This window comes from Kitasatospora sp. NPDC048298, from assembly GCF_043201465.1.
GTDB lineage: Bacteria > Actinomycetota > Actinomycetes > Streptomycetales > Streptomycetaceae > Kitasatospora.
Map to the genome: position 1 here is coordinate 260680 of NZ_JBICYZ010000002.1, position 17620 is coordinate 278299.

Genomic DNA, 17620 nt, shown 5'->3' on the forward strand with positions numbered 1-17620 from the left:
GGCAGCACAGCGCCGCCGCCGGAACGGCCGCCAGGTAGCGCGCCGCCCCCCGCGGCAGGGCCGATCCTCCACAGTCGGTAGCGATCTCGACCTCCCCGCCGTACGGACCCCGTGCTGCCTCGACCCGCCGGACGGACCGACGGTGAGTGACCGTCAGGAGAATAGGCGGCCACCCGGGCATGGGGACGCATGATGCCGCAACGGCACAGGCGGCGCACCGCCGACTCACCCGAACGAGTGAGGGCGCTCGCGGGCGGAAACGGAAGCGGCCCCGGGAGCTCACGCTCCCGGGGCCGCTGTACTCCTTGCCCGAACCACCGACCCCGCTCTCGGCGGTGGGCCGGCGGACTACCGCACCCGGTCGTCGACCGACCGGTCGACCACCGCGCGGACGTTCGGCCGACGGGCCGTCACTCCGCCTGGGCGCCGGCCTCGACCGGTGCGCCGGGGTGCGCCGGCTCCTGTCCGGCCGCTCCGCCCGGCCTGGGCGCCGGCCGCGCCGACTCGGCGTGCACCTCGACGGTGGTCTCCACCGCGACCACCACCTGCTCGCCCGAGCGCTGCCCGGCCCGGATCGAGTCGATCCTGGCCAGCACCTTGCTGCGCAGGTCCGTCGGCGTGTCGTCGCACCCGCAGGAACGCTTGATCAGCGCCTTGATCGCCTGCTCCAGCCCGTACTGCTTCAAGCAGGGCGAGCACTCCTCGAAGTGCACCCGCAACTTTACGCAGTCGCCCTCGGGCATCTCGTTGTCGAGGAATTCATAGAGGTGGTCGAGGACCTCGCCACACTCGGTTTCGTGCGGATCGCCGCAGCTCATGAGCCCGAGCCCTTCGCTTCCTGCCCTGCCCCGCTGCCGGCCGGGACGAGCCCGCGCTCACGGGCGTAATCCTCCAGCATGCCGCGCAGCTGACGACGGCCGCGGTGCAGCCGGGACATCACCGTACCGATGGGAGTACCCATGATGTCGGCGATCTCCTTGTACGCAAAGCCTTCTACGTCCGCGAGATAGACGGCGATCCGGAATTCCTCCGGGATGGCCTGGAGCGCGTCCTTCACATCGCTGTCGGGGAGGTGGTCGAGCGCCTGGGTCTCGGCCGAACGCAGACCGGTCGACATGTGCGACTCGGCCCGGGCCAGCTGCCAGTCCTCGATCTCCTCCGCCGCGGTGCGCTGGGGCTCCCGCTGCTTCTTGCGGTACGAGTTGATGAACGTGTTGGTGAGGATGCGGTACAGCCAGGCCTTGAGGTTCGTGCCCTCACGGAACTGGTGGAACGACGCGTACGCCTTGGCGAACGCCTCCTGGAGCAGATCCTCCGCGTCGGCCGGGTTGCGCGTCATGCGCAGCGCCGCCGAGTACATCGGATCCAGGTAGCCCAGGGCGTCGCGCTCGAAGCGCTCCCGCCGGGCCTCCTCGCTCTCCTCCGCCGACACCCGGTAGGTGTCCTCACCGATCGCCTCGGCCAGCTCCTCACCGGTGAGCGCCTCGCCCGCGGGCATGGCGTCGCCCGGGCCACGGCCCGGATCGGCCTCGTGCTCGGTCCCGACGACCGGACCCACCTCCTCGGCATGACGGGAACGGCCCACGGCGGGCCGCCCAGAAATGGAGGATATAGGGCTGACGGGCTTCTCGCCCGCGTCGAGCCACTCCGACCAGGAGGGGGCGAACGCCGCGGTGGCCTCGCGCTCCTCAGGCCGTTCCGGGCACGCGATCGAACCCATCTGCCCTGCCTCTCTCACCGGTGACTCGTGCTGACGGACACGACAACCACCCCGGCCCCGCCCGCATTCCCGCCCCCCGGCACCATTCACTCGCACGAGTGATCGAACGGCAGCGGTCCGCGCACGGCCCCGCGGCCCCGCCACCGCCCGGCCTCACACCAGCCGCAGCACCCAGTCCCCCACCGACGAACAGATCAGGTCCAGCACCTCGTCCCGCCCCACCGGCGCCCGCTTGGGCACCTCGAACCCGTGGCTGCCGTACGGCACCGCCACCAGCTCGTGCCCCGCCGGCAGCTCCGGGAACTCCCCCGGCCCGCCGAACGGATCCGCCGCACCCTGCACCACCAGCGTCGGCAGCCCCGACCCCAGCAACTCCTCGGCCCGGCTCTTCTCCGGCCTGCCCGGCGGGTGCAGCGGGAACGCCAGCGCCACCACCCCCACCGCCCCGCTCGCCGCCCCCGTCCGGCAGGCCACCCGCGCCCCGGCGCTGCGCCCGCCCACCACCAGCGGCAGCCCCGCCCCCGCCAGCCGCTCGGCCACCGGCCGCCAGCCCAGGTCCAGCGTCCTCGGCGCCGGAGCGAGCCGCTTGCCCGCCACCCGCCAGGGCTGCTCGACCAGCGCCACGGTGACCCCCCGGGCCGGCAGCGCCCCGGCCAGCGCCACCAGGTCCCGGGCCTCGATCCCGCCGCCCGCGCCGTGGCCGAGCGCCAGCACCGCCACGGGCTTCGCGGCCCGGTGCCAGGTGATCCGGGCCTCCCCGGCGTCGGTGGGGACCGGTTCGGTGGTGCTCATCTCGGCGACTCCAGAAGTGGTCAGAACAGCGTGGTCTCGTACTCGGCCTCGGCCCACGGCTCCTTGAGCCCGGGGCCGTTGTTGCGGATGCTGCCGACCGCCGGCGACACCGGGGTGGCCAGCAGCGCCCCCGGCGGCGGGGGCGTCAGCAACCGGCGCAGCCCGTCCGGGTCGGTCAGCCGCGGGTCCAGCCACTCGTCCCAGTCCGCCCGGTCCAGGAACAGCGGCATCCGCTCGTGGATCGGCGCCAGCGCCTCCTCGGCATCCGTGGTGACGATCGTGAACGTCACCAGCCACGCCTCCGGATGCCCCGGCGGCACCGCCCGGTTGCGCCAGAACTCGTACAACCCGGCCAGCGCCAGCGGGCTCCCGTCCACGCGGGAGACGAAGTACGGCTTCTTGCGGGCCTTCCCCCGCTCCCCCGGCACCGTCTGCCACTCGTAGTAGCCGTCCACCGGCAGGACGCACCGGCGCGCGGCGAAGGCCTGCCGGTACGAGGGCTTCTCGTGCACCGTGTCCGACCGCGCGTTGATCATCTTCACCGCCGTCTCGGCGGAGTTCGACCACTGCGGCACCAGCCCCCAACGCAGCACCCGCAACTGCCGCACCGGCCGCGGCTGCTCCCGGCCCAGCCGCTCCAACACCACGAAGGCGCTGTTCGTCGGCGCGACGTTCCAGTTCGGGTCCAGGGTCTCCTCGGGGTCCCACTGCTCGACACCGAACAGCTCGACGATGTCCTCGGGCTTGCCGCTCGCTGCGAACCGACCGCACATGCGGGCCAGCTTGCCATGCCGCCCGTCCTCAGGACTTCCTCATCCCCCGGCCAGAACCACCCGCCCCCTCCCACCCGTCCCCGCATGGGAGGCTGCCCCGAACGGCCCAACGCGACGGCCCAGTGCGGCGGACGGAGGCGGAGAGACACCGATGAACGCGAACGACCGGACCCTCGGCGACCTGTGGAACCAGGTGACCGGCACCCAGAGCGCCCCACCCGGCTGGCTCGTCCTGGCCACCGGCGCCGCCGCCCTGCTCACCGTCCTGGCCCGCCCGCTGTGGCACGTCGCCCGCAACGCCGTGACCATCGCCCACGAGGGCGGCCACGGCCTGGCCGCCGTCGCCACCCGCCGCAAACTGGCCGGCATCCGACTGCACTCGGACACCTCCGGACTCACCCTCTCCTACGGCCGCCCCACCGGCCCCGGCATGGTCCTCACCGCCGCCGCCGGCTACACCGCCCCCGCCCTGCTCGGCCTCGGCTGCGCCGCCCTGCTCGCCGCCGACCGGATCACCCTGCTGCTCTGGCTGGCGATCCTGCTGCTGCTCGCCCTGCTCCTGCGCATCCGCAACGCCTTCGGCTTCCTCAGCGTGCTCGTCGCCGGCGGCGCCTTCTTCCTGGTCTCCTGGTTCGGCAGCGCCGAGGTCCAGGCCGGCTTCGCCTACCTCGGCTGCTGGTTCCTGCTGTTCGGCGCCGTCCGCCCCGTCCTGGAACTCCAGCACCAGCGCCGGATCGGCTGGGCCCGCGACTCCGACGCCGACCAGCTCGCCCGGCTCACCCACGTCCCCGCCCTCGCCTGGGTCACCGTCTTCCTGCTCGTCGCCCTCGCCTGCCTCGCCCTCGGCACCGCCTGGCTGCTCCAACCCCTCCAGTAGGCGTCCCGCCGTCTCCAGCAGGCGTCCCGCCGTCCGACCGCCGCCAGGACTGTTCCGGCAGGGGTCCACACGACGAGCCCTAGACTTGCCCCATGACCGAGACCCTGTGGCCCGCCCCCGTCGCGACCAGCCCCGTCGACGCCACCGTCACCATCCCCGGCTCCAAGTCGGTCACCAACCGGGCCCTGGTGCTGGCGGCACTCGCCGACGGGCCGGGCTGGGTGCGCCGCCCGCTGCGCAGCCGCGACTCCCAGCTGATGGCCGACGGCCTGCGCGCCCTCGGGGTCACCATCGAGGAGAAGGTCAACAACGACTCCGGCGGCACCGGCGGCGGCGAGGCCTGGCGGGTCATCCCCGCCCCCGCCCTGCTCGGCCCCGCCTCGGTCGACGTCGGCAACGCCGGCACGGTCATGCGCTTCCTGCCCCCGCTCGCCGTCCTCGCCGACGGCCCGGTGCACTTCGACGGCGACCCGCGCTGCTACGAGCGCCCCCAGCACGGCGTGATCGACGCCCTGCGCGCGCTCGGCGCCCGGATCGACGACGGCGGCCGCGGCGCCTTCCCGCTCACCGTGCACGGCACCGGCTCGCTGGACGGCGGCCCGGTCGAGCTGGACGCCTCCTCCTCGTCCCAGTTCGTCTCCGCCCTGCTGCTCTCCGGCGCCCGCTACAACCACGGCATCGAGGTCCGCCACGTCGGCGGCCCGGTCCCGTCGCTGCCGCACATCCGGATGACCGTGGAGATGCTGCGGCTGGCCGGCGCCCAGGTCGACGCCCCCGAGGACGGCGGCGAGAAGGACGTCTGGCGGGTCACCCCCGGCGCCCTGATCGGCCGCGACCTGGTGGTCGAGCCGGACCTCTCCAACGCCGCGCCGTTCTTCGCCGCCGCCCTGGTCACCGGCGGCCGGGTCACCGTGCGGGACTGGCCCAGGCACACCACCCAGCCCGGCGACCAGCTGCGCGAGATCTACACCCGGATGGGCGGCGCCTGCGAGTTCACCGACGAGGGCCTCCAGTTCACCGGCACCGGCCGGATCCACGGCATCGAGGCCGACCTGCACGACGTCGGCGAGCTCACCCCGGTGATCGCCGCCGTCGCCGCGCTCGCCGACTCCGAGTCGCACCTGTACGGCATCGCCCACCTGCGCCTGCACGAGACCGACCGGCTCGCCGCGCTCGCCAAGGAGATCAACGACCTGGGCGGCGACGTCACCGAGACCGAGGACGGCCTGCGGATCCGCCCCCGCCCGCTGCGGGGCGGCATCTTCCACACCTACGAGGACCACCGCCTCGCCACCGCCGCCGCCGTGCTCGGCCTCGCCGTGCCCGGCGTGGAGGTCGAGAACGTCGCCACCACCGCCAAGACCCTCCCCGACTTCCCGGCGATGTGGGCCGAGTTGCTCGGCGAAGCGGCGGCGGGCGCCTGAGCGGAGACTGAGCACATGCGCCGCTACGGCAAGGACGCCGACGAGGACGACATCCGCAACCGCCCCGCCCGCCGGGGATCCCGGCCGCGGACCAGGATCCGGCCCAAACACGAGGACGCCGCCGGGGCGATGGTGCTGACCGTCGACCGCGGTCGGATCACCTGCCTGGTCGACCCGGGGACGAAGCAGGAGCGCCAGGTCGTCGCCATGAAGGCCCGCGAGCTGGGCCGCAAGGGCGTCGTCGTCGGCGACGTGGTCAACCTGGTCGGCGACCTCTCCGGGGACGCCGACACCCTCGCCCGGATCGTCCGGGTCGAGGAGCGCAGCTCGGTGCTGCGCCGCACCGCGGACGACGACGACCCGTACGAGCGGATCGTGGTCGCCAACGCCGAGCAGCTGGCCATCGTCACCGCGCTGGCCGACCCGGAGCCGCGCCCGCGGCTGATCGACCGCTGCCTGGTGGCGGCCTACGACGCGGGCATGGAGCCGCTGCTGGTGCTCACCAAGTCCGACCTCGCCCCGGCCGCGACGATGCTGGACTCCTACGCCCCGCTCGGCATCAAGTACGTGGTCACCCGCCGCGACGAACTGGAGACCACCGGCGCCGAGGCCGTCCGCGAGCACCTGCGCGGGCTGTCCACGGTGTTCATCGGCCACTCCGGCGTCGGCAAGACCACCCTGGTCAACGCGCTCGTCCCGGACCGCCAGCGGCAGACCGGGCACGTCAACGCGGTCACCGGCCGCGGCCGGCACACCACCGTCTCCGCCCTGGCGCTGCGGCTGCCCCCACCGGCCGGCGCCAAGCCGGGTTCGAAGAAGGCCCTGAACCCCGGCTGGGTGATCGACACCCCCGGCTTCCGCTCCTTCGGTCTCTCGCACATCGACCCGTCCCGGGTCATCCACGCCTTCCCCGACCTGGAGCCCGGCACCGTCGACTGCCCTCGCGCGTGCAGCCACGACGAGCCGGACTGCGCGCTGGACGCCTGGGTCGCGGACGGCCACGCGGAGGCCGCCCGGCTCTACTCGCTGCGCCGGCTGCTGGCCAGCAAGGAGGGCGAGGCCGACTGAGTCGGGCCCTGCTCCGCTCTTCCCCGGGGTTGGTGGCCCGTTCGAGGTGTCGGAGCGGCCCCTCCTGGCGATCATAGGAAAGTCGGGCCATCCGCGGTCCGACCGTCGATCGACAGGGAGGGCACCCGATGGCATGGGCCCTGGTGGTCCTGGCCGGCCTGCTGGAGACCGGCTTCGCGGTCAACCTCAAGCTCAGCGAGGGCTTCACCAAGCTCTGGCCCACCATCAGCTTCTGCGTGTTCGCCCTCGGCAGCTTCGGCCTGCTCACCCTCTCGCTGAAGACCCTGCCGGTGGGCCCCGCCTACGCGGTGTGGACGGGCATCGGCGCGGCCGGCACCGCGATCTACGGCATGCTCTTCCTCGGCGAGAGCACCTCGGTGCTCAAGCTGGTCTCGATCTCGCTGGTGATCGCCGGCGTCATCGGTCTCCAGCTCAGCGGCACGGCGCGCTGAGACCGAGCACCGCGGCGCACCGACCGGCTAGGGTTTCCGGCATGGCCGACTACCACGACGATCTCCGACTCGCCCATGTCCTCGCCGACTCGGCCGACTCGGTCACCCTGGAGCGCTTCCGCGCCCTCGACCTGAAGATCGAGACCAAGCCGGACCTCACCCCGGTGAGCGACGCCGACAAGGCCGCCGAGGAACTCGTGCGCAGCGTGCTCCAGCGTGCCCGGCCGCGCGACGCCGTCCTCGGCGAGGAGTTCGGCCTGCAGGGCTCGGGACCGCGCCGCTGGGTGATCGACCCGATCGACGGCACCAAGAACTACATCCGCGGCGTCCCGGTCTGGGCCACCCTGATCGCCCTGCTGGAGGACGGCCCGGACGGCGTCGAGCGCCCGGTGGTCGGCATCGTCTCGGCCCCGGCGCTGCAGCGCCGCTGGTGGGCGGCCAAGGGCCTGGGCGCGTTCGGCGGCCGCAGCCTGGCCAAGGCCTCCCGGCTGCACGTCTCCGGCGTCTCCCGGATCGAGGACGCGTCCTTCTCGTACTCCTCGCTCACCGGCTGGGAGGAGCGCGGCCGCCTGGACCCGTTCCTGGACCTCACCCGTGCCTGCTGGCGCACCCGCGCGTACGGCGACTTCTGGTCGTACATGATGGTCGCCGAGGGCGCCGTGGACATCGCCGCCGAGCCCGAGCTGTCGCTGTGGGACATGGCGGCCAACTGCATCATCGTCGAGGAGGCCGGCGGCCGTTTCACGGGCCTGGACGGCGTCCCGGGCCCCGGCGGCGCCGACGCGGTCGCCTCCAACGGCCTGCTGCACGAGGAGGCCCTGCGCCGGCTGAGCGTCTGAGCGGCCGGGGCTTCGGAGGCCTGAGCACCTGAGCATCCGAGCGCCTGAGAGACGGTCGCGGCCCCCTGACCGGTGGGAGCCGGTCAGGGGGCCGCCGTCGTGCCAGGCCCGGCGCCTACTGCTTGCGCAGCTCCCGGACCGCCGCGTCCAGCCGCTGCCCGAAGTCGGCGTCGGCCTTGCGGAAGTTGTCGACCGCGCGCTCCACGATGTCCTCGCGGTCGGCGGAGACCTTGGCGATGAAGCCCGACAGGTTGCCGATCAGGCGCTGCTTCTCCTCCTCGGAGAGCAGTCGGTACAGGTCGCCGGCCTGCACGAAGTCGTTGTCCTCGGCGTGCGAGGGCGCGGCGTGGGTGCCGGTGGAACCGTCGACGGCGGTCGCGGCCCACAGCGGGCGGCCGGTCTCCACCGGGCCGCCGAAGCTGTTCGGCTCGTAGTTCTTCTGCCGGCCGTGGCGGCCGTCGTACAGGTGGCCGTCCCGGCTGTTGGTGCGGGCCTCGGTGGCGTGCGGGCGGTTCACCGGCAGGTGGTCGGCGTTGATGCCGACCCGGTAGCGGTGGGCGTCGGCGTACGCGAACAGGCGGCCCTGGAGCATCTTGTCCGGGGACGGGCCGATGCCGGGCACGAAGTGCGCCGGGGAGAAGATCGACTGCTCGACCTCGGCGAAGATGTTGTCGGGGTTGCGGTTGAGTTCCAGCTTGCCGATCTCGATCGGCGGGTAGTCGGCGTGCGGCCAGACCTTGGTGAGGTCGAAGGGGTTGAAGCGGTAGTTCGCCGCGTCGGCCGCCGGCATGATCTGGACCTGCACCGTCCAGCTGGGGAACTCGCCGCGCTCGATCGACTCGCGCAGGTCGCGCTGGTGGCTGTCCGGGTCCTGGCCGGCGAGGGTGTTGGCCTCGTCCTGGGTGAGGCTGCGGATGCCCTGGTCGGTCTTGAAGTGGTACTTGACCCAGAAGTGCTCGCCGGCCTCGTTCTGCCACTGGTAGGTGTGCGAGCCGTAGCCGTTCATGTGCCGGTACGAGGCGGGGATGCCGCGGTCGCCGAAGAGCCAGGTCACCTGATGGGTGGCCTCGGGCGACAGGCCCCAGAAGTCCCAGACGTTGTCCGCCTCCTGGGAGCCGGTGTACGGGTCCCGCTTCTGGGTGTGGATGAAGTCGGGGAACTTCAGGGCGTCCTTGATGAAGAAGACCGGGGTGTTGTTGCCGACGAGGTCGTAGTTGCCGTCCTCGGTGTAGAACTTCACCGCGAAGCCGCGCGGGTCGCGCACCGCGTCGGCCGCGCCGAGGTTGCCGGCCACGGTGGAGAAGCGCAGGAAGACCTCGGTCTGCTTGCCGACCTCGGACAGGAAGGCCGCCCGGGTCCAGGGCGTCACGTCGGCGGTCACGGTGAAGGTGCCGTACGCGCCGGCGCCGCGGGCGTGCACCACGCGCTCCGGGATCCGCTCGCGGTTGAAGTGCGCGAGCTTCTCGAACAGCTGCTGGTCCTGGATGAGCGCCGGGCCGCCGATGCCGGCCGTCTCGGTGTTCTGGTTGTCGGCGACGGGGGCACCCGCCTCCGTGGTCAGGGTCGGGCGCAGCTCGTCCTGGGTCGTCATGGGTGTGCCTCCGCGATGTCCGGTCGTGATGACACGATCCTAACTTGGACTTTGTCCAAGTCAATACTGGAACCAATCTCAGAGCTTGACCTACTCTGGATGGCATGAGCGACCTGCTGGAGAGACTGCGCGGAAGAGGCTGGCGGCTGACCTCGCAACGCCGGGTCGTGGCCGAGGTCCTGGACGGCGAGCACGTCCACCTCACCGCGGACGAGGTGCACACCCGCGCGACGGCCCGGTTGCCGGAGATCAGCCGCGCCACCGTCTACAACACGCTCGGCGAACTCGTCGCCCTCGGCGAGGTCATGGAGGTCGCCACCGACGGCCGCGCCAAGCGCTACGACCCCAACGCGCACCGCACCCACCAGCACCTGGTCTGCTCGGGCTGCGGCGCGATCCGCGACGTCCACCCCCAGGGCGACCCGCTCGCCGCCCTCCCCGCCACCGAGCGCTTCGGCTTCGCCGTCACCGGCGCCGAGGTCACCTACCGCGGTCTGTGCCCCGACTGCCGGCCCTGACCGAACTGCCGGATCCGACCCAACCGCCGGATCCGACCGAACTCCCGCCACCCGCCCGGGACTTGGCAGGGCCCGCCGCTACGCGCTCAACTCCGCGTCGAGCGCGCCCAGCAGCCGCCCGGCCCGCTCGGCCACCTCGGCCGGCCCGGAGTCGATCGCCCGCCGGCACCAGTTCTCCGCCTGCACCGGCTCCCCGCGCCGCAGCGCCAGCAGCGCCAGACGCAGCGCCGCCCGACCGTGCCCGGCGTCCGCGGCCCGGGTGTACCAGAGCATCGCCTCCGCCTCGCTGTCCTGCCGGGCCAGCAGCAGCCCCAGGTTGAACGCGGCACTGCGGCTGCCCGCCTCGGCGGCCCGCCGGTACCAGCTCTCGGCGATCTCCAGCGCCCCGCGCTCCGCCGCCCGCACCCCCATCCGCACCTGCGACCGGCGGTGCCCGGCGTCGGCCGCCAGCGCGTACCAGTGCTCGGCCTCGGCGTCCGCGTCCCCGCGCCGGTCCAGCAGCGAGGCCAGCCGGAAAGCGCCCTCGGCCGAACCGCCCGCCGCCGCCTGCCGGTAGCGCTCCAGCGCCCCGGCCAGGTTGCCGCGCTGCTCCTGGACGACCGCCAGCTGCAGCGCCGCCTCGCCGTGCCCCTCGGCCGCGGCCCGCGCGTACCACTCGTGGGCCTGCTGCTGCTCGCCGCGCCCGGCGTGCAGCACCCCGAGGTTGAACGCGCCGTCCACGCTGCCGGCCTCGGCCGCCTTGGAGAACCAGGGCTGGGCGCCGGACTCGTCGCCGCGCTGCAGCAGCACCACGGCCAGCGCGTTGCAGGCCTCCCGGTGCCCGGCGTACGCGGCCCGGCGGTACCACTGCTCGGCCTGCTGCTCGCGGCCGGTGCCGGCGCAGAGCAGGCCGAGGTTGAAGGCGCCGTTCTGGTCGCCGGCGTCCAGCGCGGCGCGGTACCAGCGCTCGGCCTCGGCGGCCTCGCCGCGGCTCGCGTGCAGCGCCCCCAGCGCGTTGGCGGCGTTGCCGTCCCCGGCCTCGGCGGCCTCCTGCCACCACTCGGCGGCGGCCGCCAGGTCCCCGGAGTCGCGCAGCAGGAAGCCCAGCGCGCACGCCGCGCGCGACTCCCCGTTCTGCGCGGCCTGCCGGTACCAGCGGGCCGCCTCGTCCAGCAGCGACCGGTCGGTGCGGGCGCGTTCCTCCAGCAGCACGCCCAGGCGCAGCGCGGCGCGGGCGTGGCTGCGGGCGGCGGCGGTGCGGTACCAGGTCTCGGCGGTCTCCTTGTCCCCGGCGGCCTCGCGCATCCGGGCCAGCCGGTAGGAGGCCTCCCGGTGCCCGGCGTCGGCGGAGACCTTGAACCAGCGCTCGGCGCGCACGTCCCGCCGGTGCTCCATCAGGTCGCCCAGCGCGTACGCGCCCAGCGGGTGGCCGTGGTCGGCGGCGAAGTGCAGCCAGTACTCGGCGGCCTCCTCCTCGCCCTGGTCGCGCAGTTGCAGCCCGAGCGCGTGCGCGGCCGGCGCGCTGCCGGCCACGGCGGCGTGGCGCCACCACTGGCCGGCCTCGGCCCGGTGGCCCTGCTGGTGCAGCAGCACGCCGAGGTTGTTGGCGGCGGCGCGCACTCCGGCGGCCGCGGCGGCCCGCAGGTACGGCTCGGCGTCCTCCAGCTCCCCGCGGCGCAGCAGCAGGGTGCCGAGCCGGCAGGCGGCGTCCGGGTCGCCGCCGTCGGCGGCCTGCCGGTGGCGGGCCTCCAGGGCGGCGGACTCGCGGGCGGCCAGGGCGGTCTCGAAGCTGGTCGAGTCGAGGCCCGCCGGGTCGAGCGCGGCGCCGGCGGCCGACTTCCCGCCGGAGTCCTCCCCGTACGCGCCGACGGCGGCGGCGAACTGACGGGTCGACACGTGGACCAGGCTGTCCGGCCCGTAGCCCGGGGTCGGGGGGCGCTCGGACAGTCCGCTGGTGCGCTGGGCGGGCAGGGCTCCGGGGTGGTTGGCGGTGGCCTCGGCGCTCTCCGCCCAGGCGTCGGTGTCCGCCTCGGCGGCCGCCGAGGACCTGGCGCCTGACTTGCCGATCAGCCTCATGCCGACTCCCGCTCCCCCAGAGTGTCGCGGCATCGTGCCCCGGCGCGCGGCCGGGGGGACTCCCAGGAGAGGCGCCGGACCCGACGGCCGGTCAGCGGCCGTGCACCGTCCCCCATGTGTCCCATCGTCGCATCACCCAGTACCCGCGTACACCTGCCCCGGCCGAATTCCGGCGGGGCCGACCCGAAGCCGACGGAATTGCTTCGGCGCTTTGTCGATTTCCCGACACTTCAACCCCACAAACCCCGCTGCCGTCGTCCTTGGCGACGGTCGATAGTACCGGAGCGGTTCCCGCCGCTTCCGGGGCGAGAACGGCACGGAAAACACCAGAGGCCCGGAGGAAGGATCCTCCGGGCCTCTGGCCTTTGTAGCGGGGACAGGATTTGAACCTGCGACCTCTGGGTTATGAGCCCAGCGAGCTACCGAGCTGCTCCACCCCGCGTCGGTGATTGAACCTTAGCACGGATGCGGGGTGGAACGGAAAACGGTTGCCGCAGCTCAGCGGCCTACGGCTGCGGAGCGGGCGATCCGGCGCCGGTGGCACCGGGGGCGGGAGTGCCGCCCGGGGCCGGCGCGGCACCGGCGCCGCGCGCCGCCTCGGCGGCCTTCAGGGCGTCGCCGAGCGCCTTCTGGGCGTTGCCGTACGCCACCCAGTCGCCGTTCTTGAACGCCGTCTGGCTGTCGCCGTACGCCTTCTCCGCGTCCGTGAGCGCCTTCTGGAGCTCCGGCGAGATCGTCCCGCCCGGCGCCGGCGTGGTCGGGGCGGGTGTGGTCCCGGTACCGGGCGTGGTCGGCACGGTCGGGGTGGTCGCCGGGGGCGCCCCGCCGAACACCTTCTTCAGCGCGGCCTCCAGGGTGTCCTCGAACGCCACGTTGTCGTCCCCGTACACCGCCAGGACCTTCTGCATCGTCGGGTACTTGGCACCGCGTCCGCGCACGTACACCGGCTCGATGTTGAGCAGACCGCCGCCGACCGGCAGGGTCAGCAGGTTGCCGTACTCCAGCTCGGAGTCACCACCGCTCTTCAGCAGCGTGATCTGCGAGGCCACCTCCTGGCGGGAGTTGAACTTCGACTGCACCAGGCCGGGGCCGGGGGCGCCGCTCTCGCCCGTCATCTTCAGGATGCGGATCTTCCCGTAGTCGTCCCCCGGGTCCGCGTTGACGGCCATGAACGCCGCCAGGTTGGGCCGCTGGTTGGGCACGAAGGTACTGGTCAGCGAGAAGCTCGCGGCGTTGGTGTCCGGCATCCGCACCGTCACGTAGTACGGCGGCTGGACCTGCTTGGTGTCGCTGGTCGGGTCCACCGGGGTCTGCCAGATGTCACTGCCGTTGAAGAACGAGTTGGCGTCGGTGACGTGGTACTGGCCGAGCAGGTCGCGCTGCACCTTGAACATGTCCTGCGGGTAGCGCAGGTGCGGCACCAGCGTCTGCGGGATGTCCGCCTTCGGCTCGACGGTGCCGGGGAAGGCCTTCATCCAGGTCTTCAGCACCGGGTCCTTGTCGTCCCACTGGTAGAGCTTCACCTCGCCGGTGTAGGCGTCCACCGTGGCCTTGACCGAGTTGCGGATGTAGTTGACCTGGTTCGCGGCGGTCAGCAGCTCACCGCGCTGGTTGGTCAGCGAGTCCTTGGTGGCGGCGCCCAGCGTCGTCTTCGACGAGAACGGGAAGCCGTCCGAGGTGGTGTAGCCGTCCAGCACCCACAGGATCCGGCCGTCCTGCACCACCGGGTACGGGTCGGCGTCGATCGACAGCCACGGCGCGACCTTCTCCACCCGCTCCTTCGGCGTCCGGTTGTAGATCACCTTGGCGCCGTCGGTGATCGCCCCCGCGTAGAGGATCTGCGGCTCCGCGAAGCGCACCGCGTAGGCGGCACGGGTCAGCGGGTTGTCCAGCGAGACCCCGCTGTCGCCCTGGTACGTGGTCTCCGCGTTCTGGCCCGTCTTGGTGTCGGTGTAGTCGATCTCCTTGTTGGAGCCGCCGACGATCGAGTACGTGGTGGTCTTCTCGCCGTAGTAGATCCGCTGCTGGTAGTCGCCCAGCGTGCCGGTGGCCGGCAGACCCGACTCGGTGAACACCGGCTGGCCCTTGTCGTCGACCTGGTTGCCCTTGGCCACCACCGCGCCGTAGCCGTGGGTGTACTTGAAGTGGTCGTTGATCCAGTTGCGCTGCACGCCGTTGAGGTCCAGCTCACGCAGGCCGATCACACTGTCCTGCTTGTCCTGCCCGCTGCCGTACCGGTCCACGTCCAGCGTGTTCGGGAAGGCGTAGTAGTTGCGCTGCTGCTCCAGCGACTGGAACGCCGGCGAGACCACGTTCGGGTCCAGCAGCCGGATGTCCGAGATGGTCTGGGCGTCCGGCTTGAGCGCGTCCGCGGTGGCCGTGCCCTGCGGCGTGTACGGGATGGTCTGCGCGTCCGCGATCCCGTACGCCTGACGCGTCGCGTCGATGTTCTTCTGGATGTACGGCGTCTCCTTGGCCTGCTCGTTCGGCTTGACCTGGAACTGCTGCACGATCGCCGGGTACAGCCCGCCGATCAGCACCGCCGACAGCACCATCAGCCCCAGGCCGATCAGGGCCGGGGCCCAGGTGCGGCGGATCGGCGTCAGGAAGAACAGCACCGCGCAGATGATCGCGACGAAGAACAGGATGGTCTTGGCCGGCAGGAACGCGTTGGCGTCCACGTACCGCAGGCCGGTCCACCCCGAGACACCCTTGTACGAGCCGGTCTTCACCGCCAGCGCGTACCGGTCCAGCCAGTACGCGACCGCCTTCAGCAGCACGAACACGCCCAGCAGCACCGCCAGGTGTCCCTGCGCCCCCACACTCGCCCGGCGGCCCGGACCCTGCAGCCGCAGCCCGCCGTACAGGTAGTGCACCATCGCCGACGTCAGCAGCGAGACGATCACCGCACTGAACGCGAAGCCCAGCACGAACTCGTAGAACGGCAGGTCGAACGCGTAGAACGAGACGTCCATGCCGAACTGGGCGTCCTTCTCACCGAAGGAGGTCGCGTTCGTCCACATCAGCCACGTCCGCCACTGCCCGGAGGCCGCGGCACCGGCCACCAGGCCGATCACCAGCGAGACGCCGATCAGCGCCCAGCGCTTGAACGGCGCCAGGCCGGACCGGTAGCGGTCCAGGCTCTGCTGCTCCACCGACATCGCCGACAGCGGCGGCCGCAACCGGTGCGCCAGCCAGATGTTGAAGCCGACGATCACCGCCATCAACAGGCCGAAGACCCCGAACAGCCCGACCTTCGTCCACAGCTGGGTGGTGAACACCGAGGAGAAGCGGACCGACTTGAACCACAGCCAGTCCGTCCAGAAGCCCGCGAACATGACGAACAACAGGAAGAGCACCGCGAGCACGCCCAGGGTCAGCAGGGCCACCCGCGCCCGCCGGGAGGGCGGGCCTACCCTTCGCCGGAAACCCGGCCCTGAGCGTTCGGGCATCTGGAAGACCACGGTGGCACCTCGGCTGTGTCGTCTGAATGGGGTCGGTCGTCAGAGAAACTTAACCAGGCTTTGGTCGAGTTCCCACCGTTAGCAGACGGTTACGACAGCCACCCGCCCGGCGGGCGCGCCCCGCCCGGCGTGTGAGGATTGAGGCATGTCCGACGCGTCTGATCTGAACAACTCCCCCGACGACGTCTCCAAGCTCCCGGCCGCCACCCCGCTGACCCGGGCCGCGCTGGAGATCGACGAGTACGCCGCCACCCTCGGCTGGGACCTCCCGGCCCGACTCTTCGCCCTGGTGGACAGCGCCGCCCTGCGCAAGGCCAACCCGAAGATCGCCAAGCAGCTCGGCCTCGCCGAGGGCGACGAGGCCGGCCTCACCCCGATCGAGCAGGACGAGCTGCCCGCCGGCATGGAGCTCGACAAGTTCCTCGGCACCATCGCCTGGCCCGACTCCGTGGCCGGCTGCGCCCTGGTCGTCGAGCGCCTGATGCTGCCCCCGGGCGCCGAGCAGTCCCGCCCGCGGGGCGCCAGCGACGCCCAGCTCGCCGAGTGGGTGGCCAACCACCCCAAGCGCGAGGAGGTGCGGATCACCGCCGCGGTGCTCCGCGACGGCAAGAAGGAGATCGCCCTGCGGCTGCGCTCCAAGGACGTCGCCCGCGAGGTGCTGACCGGCCCCGACCTGGTGCCCGGCCTGACCGAGGCGCTGCTGGCGACCTTCGCCTGACGCCTTCCCGGCGGCGGCCTCCCGGGGCCGCCGGCGGCTTCCCGGCCCGGCGGCGGCTTCCCGGCCCGGCGGCGGCTTCCCGGCCCGGCGGTTCCGCGGCTACTTGGCCGGCCGTTCCATGGCTCGGCGGTTCCGTGGCTCGGCGGCTACTTGGCCGGCCGTTCCGTGGCCCGGCGGCCGCCCGGCCCGGCGGCTACTTGGCGGCGCAGGACGGCAGCGCGGAGGTCTGCCCGGAGCGGACCTGCTCCAGCGACTTCAGCGCGCCGTCCAGCGTGTCCGCCTTGATCAGGGTCAGCCCGGACGGGACGTTCTTGCTCGCCTCGGCGCAGTTCGAGGACGGGGTGAAGAAGTACTGGGCCCCGGCGTCCCGGGCGGCGATCAGCTTCATCGAGATGCCGCCGATCGGGCCGACCTTGCCGTCGTCGTCGATGGTGCCGGTGCCGGCCACGAACTTGCCGCCGGTGAGGTCGCCGCCCGGGGTGAGCTTGTCGATGATGCCGAGCGAGAACATCAGGCCCGCGCTCGGGCCGCCGACGTCCTGCAGGCCGATGTCGATCTGGAACGGGTAGGTGTGCCGGAGCCCGGTGCCGATGCCCACCACCGCGAGCTCCGCCCGCTCGGCCGGGGCCTGCGGGTCGAGGTCCTTGGCCCGTGCGGTCGGCACCGTGACGTCGGTCTTCCCGCCCGCGGCGGCGGCGCCGTTGCCGTCCTTGACCCGCGGCACGACGGTGAAGACCGCCGACTCGCCCGGCTTGTGCTTGGTGACGGCCGCGACCACCTGCTCGACCGAGCCGACCGGGGTGCCGTCCACGGCCACGATCTGGTCGCCCGCGTGCAGCCGGCCCTCGGCCGGGGCACCCGCGGTGACCGACTTCACGATCAGCTCGCTGCCGACCGGGATGCCCAGTTGCTTGAGCGCCGCGGTGCGGGCGCTGTCCTCGGAGGAGGCGAACTCCTCGGCGTTCTGCTTCTTGGCCTCCGCGTCCGACTGCCCCTTGGGGTAGACGTTGTCGTGCGGCACCACCAGCACGTCGTCCCGCAGCCAGCCGACCACCGCGTTGACCAGGCTGGGCTCGTACTTGGCCCCGGTGACCTGCACCGTGGTCATGTTGAGGTTGCCCGTCGTCGGGTACGAGTCGTGCCCGCTGATGCTGATCACCGGCTTGCCGCCCTGGTTGCCGAGCGTGTTGTACGTCGGCCCCGGGCTCATCTCCGTGTACGGAACCTTCATCAGCACCGAGACGCAGAGCAGCGCTATGAGCAGCAGGGTGGCAGCGAGCATCGTCGCGGAGCGGCGTGGCATGCCTCGACAGTACGGGACGGGCGTGA

General features: G+C 72.6%; 15 protein-coding genes and 1 tRNA gene. 7 read left to right on the forward strand and 9 right to left on the reverse strand.

Going from position 1 to position 17620, the window contains the following annotated elements:
- Positions 1-410: 410 nt before the first annotated feature.
- The 4 genes from rsrA to ACGF0D_RS02330 form a co-directional block, all read right to left on the reverse strand.
- Positions 411-818 (reverse strand): mycothiol system anti-sigma-R factor, encoded by a 408-nt coding sequence (rsrA, locus tag ACGF0D_RS02315; RefSeq protein ID WP_392873336.1) that lies wholly within the window; start codon positions 816-818, stop codon positions 411-413.
- Positions 815-1720 carry a sigma-70 family RNA polymerase sigma factor gene (locus ACGF0D_RS02320; RefSeq protein WP_392873339.1) on the reverse strand — a complete coding sequence of 302 codons (906 nt, stop codon included), beginning with the start codon at positions 1718-1720 and terminating at the stop codon, positions 815-817. Before ACGF0D_RS02320 ends, rsrA begins: the two co-directional genes overlap by 4 nt.
- 153 nt (positions 1721-1873) lie before the next feature.
- On the reverse strand, positions 1874-2512 hold the full coding sequence (locus ACGF0D_RS02325; RefSeq protein ID WP_392873342.1) for an alpha/beta family hydrolase: 639 nt from the start codon (positions 2510-2512) through the stop codon (positions 1874-1876).
- A gap of 20 nt (positions 2513-2532) precedes the next feature.
- Positions 2533-3285 (reverse strand): SOS response-associated peptidase, encoded by a 753-nt coding sequence (locus tag ACGF0D_RS02330; RefSeq protein WP_392913655.1) that lies wholly within the window; start codon positions 3283-3285, stop codon positions 2533-2535.
- Between the two features lie 151 nt (positions 3286-3436).
- Between ACGF0D_RS02330 and ACGF0D_RS02335 the strand changes: the two genes are divergently transcribed.
- The 5 genes from ACGF0D_RS02335 (at position 3437) to hisN (ending at position 7945) form a co-directional block, all read left to right on the forward strand.
- Positions 3437-4162 carry a M50 family metallopeptidase gene (locus ACGF0D_RS02335; protein ID WP_392913656.1) on the forward strand — a complete coding sequence of 242 codons (726 nt, stop codon included), beginning with the start codon at positions 3437-3439 and terminating at the stop codon, positions 4160-4162.
- A gap of 92 nt (positions 4163-4254) precedes the next feature.
- Complete coding sequence (aroA, locus tag ACGF0D_RS02340) at positions 4255-5586, forward strand: 3-phosphoshikimate 1-carboxyvinyltransferase (protein ID WP_392873350.1); 1332 nt, start codon at positions 4255-4257, stop codon at positions 5584-5586.
- A gap of 15 nt (positions 5587-5601) precedes the next feature.
- A complete protein-coding gene (gene rsgA, locus ACGF0D_RS02345; RefSeq protein WP_392913657.1) occupies positions 5602-6654 on the forward strand; it encodes a ribosome small subunit-dependent GTPase A in 1053 nt (350 codons plus the stop codon).
- Positions 6655-6782: 128 nt separating this feature from the next.
- Positions 6783-7106, forward strand: coding sequence for a DMT family transporter (locus ACGF0D_RS02350; RefSeq protein WP_392873356.1), 324 nt, complete (start codon positions 6783-6785; stop codon positions 7104-7106).
- A 41-nt stretch (positions 7107-7147) separates the two neighbouring features.
- The gene (hisN, locus tag ACGF0D_RS02355) at positions 7148-7945 is read left to right on the forward strand and encodes a histidinol-phosphatase (RefSeq protein WP_355259466.1); all 798 of its coding nucleotides are present in this window, start codon (positions 7148-7150) and stop codon (positions 7943-7945) included.
- Positions 7946-8060: 115 nt separating this feature from the next.
- Here hisN and ACGF0D_RS02360 read toward each other — a convergent pair whose 3' ends face one another.
- Complete coding sequence (locus tag ACGF0D_RS02360) at positions 8061-9536, reverse strand: catalase (protein ID WP_392913658.1); 1476 nt, start codon at positions 9534-9536, stop codon at positions 8061-8063.
- A gap of 104 nt (positions 9537-9640) precedes the next feature.
- On the opposite strand from ACGF0D_RS02360, the gene ACGF0D_RS02365 reads away from it, so the two are divergent.
- Positions 9641-10054 carry a Fur family transcriptional regulator gene (locus ACGF0D_RS02365; RefSeq protein ID WP_392913659.1) on the forward strand — a complete coding sequence of 138 codons (414 nt, stop codon included), beginning with the start codon at positions 9641-9643 and terminating at the stop codon, positions 10052-10054.
- A 78-nt stretch (positions 10055-10132) separates the two neighbouring features.
- On the opposite strand, the gene ACGF0D_RS02370 is transcribed toward ACGF0D_RS02365, so the two are convergent.
- The 3 genes from ACGF0D_RS02370 to ACGF0D_RS02380 all read right to left on the reverse strand — a co-directional run bounded on the left by ACGF0D_RS02370 (position 10133) and on the right by ACGF0D_RS02380 (position 15561).
- Positions 10133-12109, reverse strand: a complete 1977-nt coding sequence (locus tag ACGF0D_RS02370) for a tetratricopeptide repeat protein (RefSeq protein ID WP_392873364.1) — start codon at positions 12107-12109, stop codon at positions 10133-10135.
- Positions 12110-12477: 368 nt separating this feature from the next.
- Positions 12478-12551 (reverse strand) — tRNA-Met (locus ACGF0D_RS02375).
- Between the two features lie 64 nt (positions 12552-12615).
- The gene (locus ACGF0D_RS02380; RefSeq protein ID WP_392913725.1) at positions 12616-15561 is read right to left on the reverse strand and encodes a UPF0182 family protein; all 2946 of its coding nucleotides are present in this window, start codon (positions 15559-15561) and stop codon (positions 12616-12618) included.
- 157 nt (positions 15562-15718) lie between these two features.
- Between ACGF0D_RS02380 and ACGF0D_RS02385 the strand changes: the two genes are divergently transcribed.
- Positions 15719-16291: a PPA1309 family protein gene (locus ACGF0D_RS02385; protein WP_392873369.1), complete on the forward strand. Its 573-nt coding sequence runs from the start codon at positions 15719-15721 to the stop codon at positions 16289-16291.
- A gap of 193 nt (positions 16292-16484) precedes the next feature.
- Here the strand turns inward: ACGF0D_RS02385 and ACGF0D_RS02390 are convergent, their stop codons facing one another.
- Positions 16485-17594, reverse strand: coding sequence for a PDZ domain-containing protein (locus tag ACGF0D_RS02390; protein WP_392873371.1), 1110 nt, complete (start codon positions 17592-17594; stop codon positions 16485-16487).
- Positions 17595-17620: the final 26 nt, after the last annotated feature.

Bases quoted from the DNA above. Each gene is read 5' to 3' on its own strand.
- rsrA (WP_392873336.1), bottom strand. From the start codon at position 818: ATGAGCTGCGGCGATCCGCACGAAACCGAGTGTGGCGAGGTCCTCGAC.
- ACGF0D_RS02320 (WP_392873339.1), bottom strand. From the start codon at position 1,720: ATGGGTTCGATCGCGTGCCCGGAACGGCCTGAGGAGCGCGAGGCCACC.
- ACGF0D_RS02325 (WP_392873342.1), bottom strand. From the start codon at position 2,512: ATGAGCACCACCGAACCGGTCCCCACCGACGCCGGGGAGGCCCGGATC.
- ACGF0D_RS02330 (WP_392913655.1), bottom strand. From the start codon at position 3,285: ATGTGCGGTCGGTTCGCAGCGAGCGGCAAGCCCGAGGACATCGTCGAG.
- ACGF0D_RS02335 (WP_392913656.1), top strand. From the start codon at position 3,437: ATGAACGCGAACGACCGGACCCTCGGCGACCTGTGGAACCAGGTGACC.
- aroA (WP_392873350.1), top strand. From the start codon at position 4,255: ATGACCGAGACCCTGTGGCCCGCCCCCGTCGCGACCAGCCCCGTCGAC.
- rsgA (WP_392913657.1), top strand. From the start codon at position 5,602: ATGCGCCGCTACGGCAAGGACGCCGACGAGGACGACATCCGCAACCGC.
- ACGF0D_RS02350 (WP_392873356.1), top strand. From the start codon at position 6,783: ATGGCATGGGCCCTGGTGGTCCTGGCCGGCCTGCTGGAGACCGGCTTC.
- hisN (WP_355259466.1), top strand. From the start codon at position 7,148: ATGGCCGACTACCACGACGATCTCCGACTCGCCCATGTCCTCGCCGAC.
- ACGF0D_RS02360 (WP_392913658.1), bottom strand. From the start codon at position 9,536: ATGACGACCCAGGACGAGCTGCGCCCGACCCTGACCACGGAGGCGGGT.
- ACGF0D_RS02365 (WP_392913659.1), top strand. From the start codon at position 9,641: ATGAGCGACCTGCTGGAGAGACTGCGCGGAAGAGGCTGGCGGCTGACC.
- ACGF0D_RS02370 (WP_392873364.1), bottom strand. From the start codon at position 12,109: ATGAGGCTGATCGGCAAGTCAGGCGCCAGGTCCTCGGCGGCCGCCGAG.
- ACGF0D_RS02380 (WP_392913725.1), bottom strand. From the start codon at position 15,561: ATGCCCGAACGCTCAGGGCCGGGTTTCCGGCGAAGGGTAGGCCCGCCC.
- ACGF0D_RS02385 (WP_392873369.1), top strand. From the start codon at position 15,719: ATGTCCGACGCGTCTGATCTGAACAACTCCCCCGACGACGTCTCCAAG.
- ACGF0D_RS02390 (WP_392873371.1), bottom strand. From the start codon at position 17,594: ATGCCACGCCGCTCCGCGACGATGCTCGCTGCCACCCTGCTGCTCATA.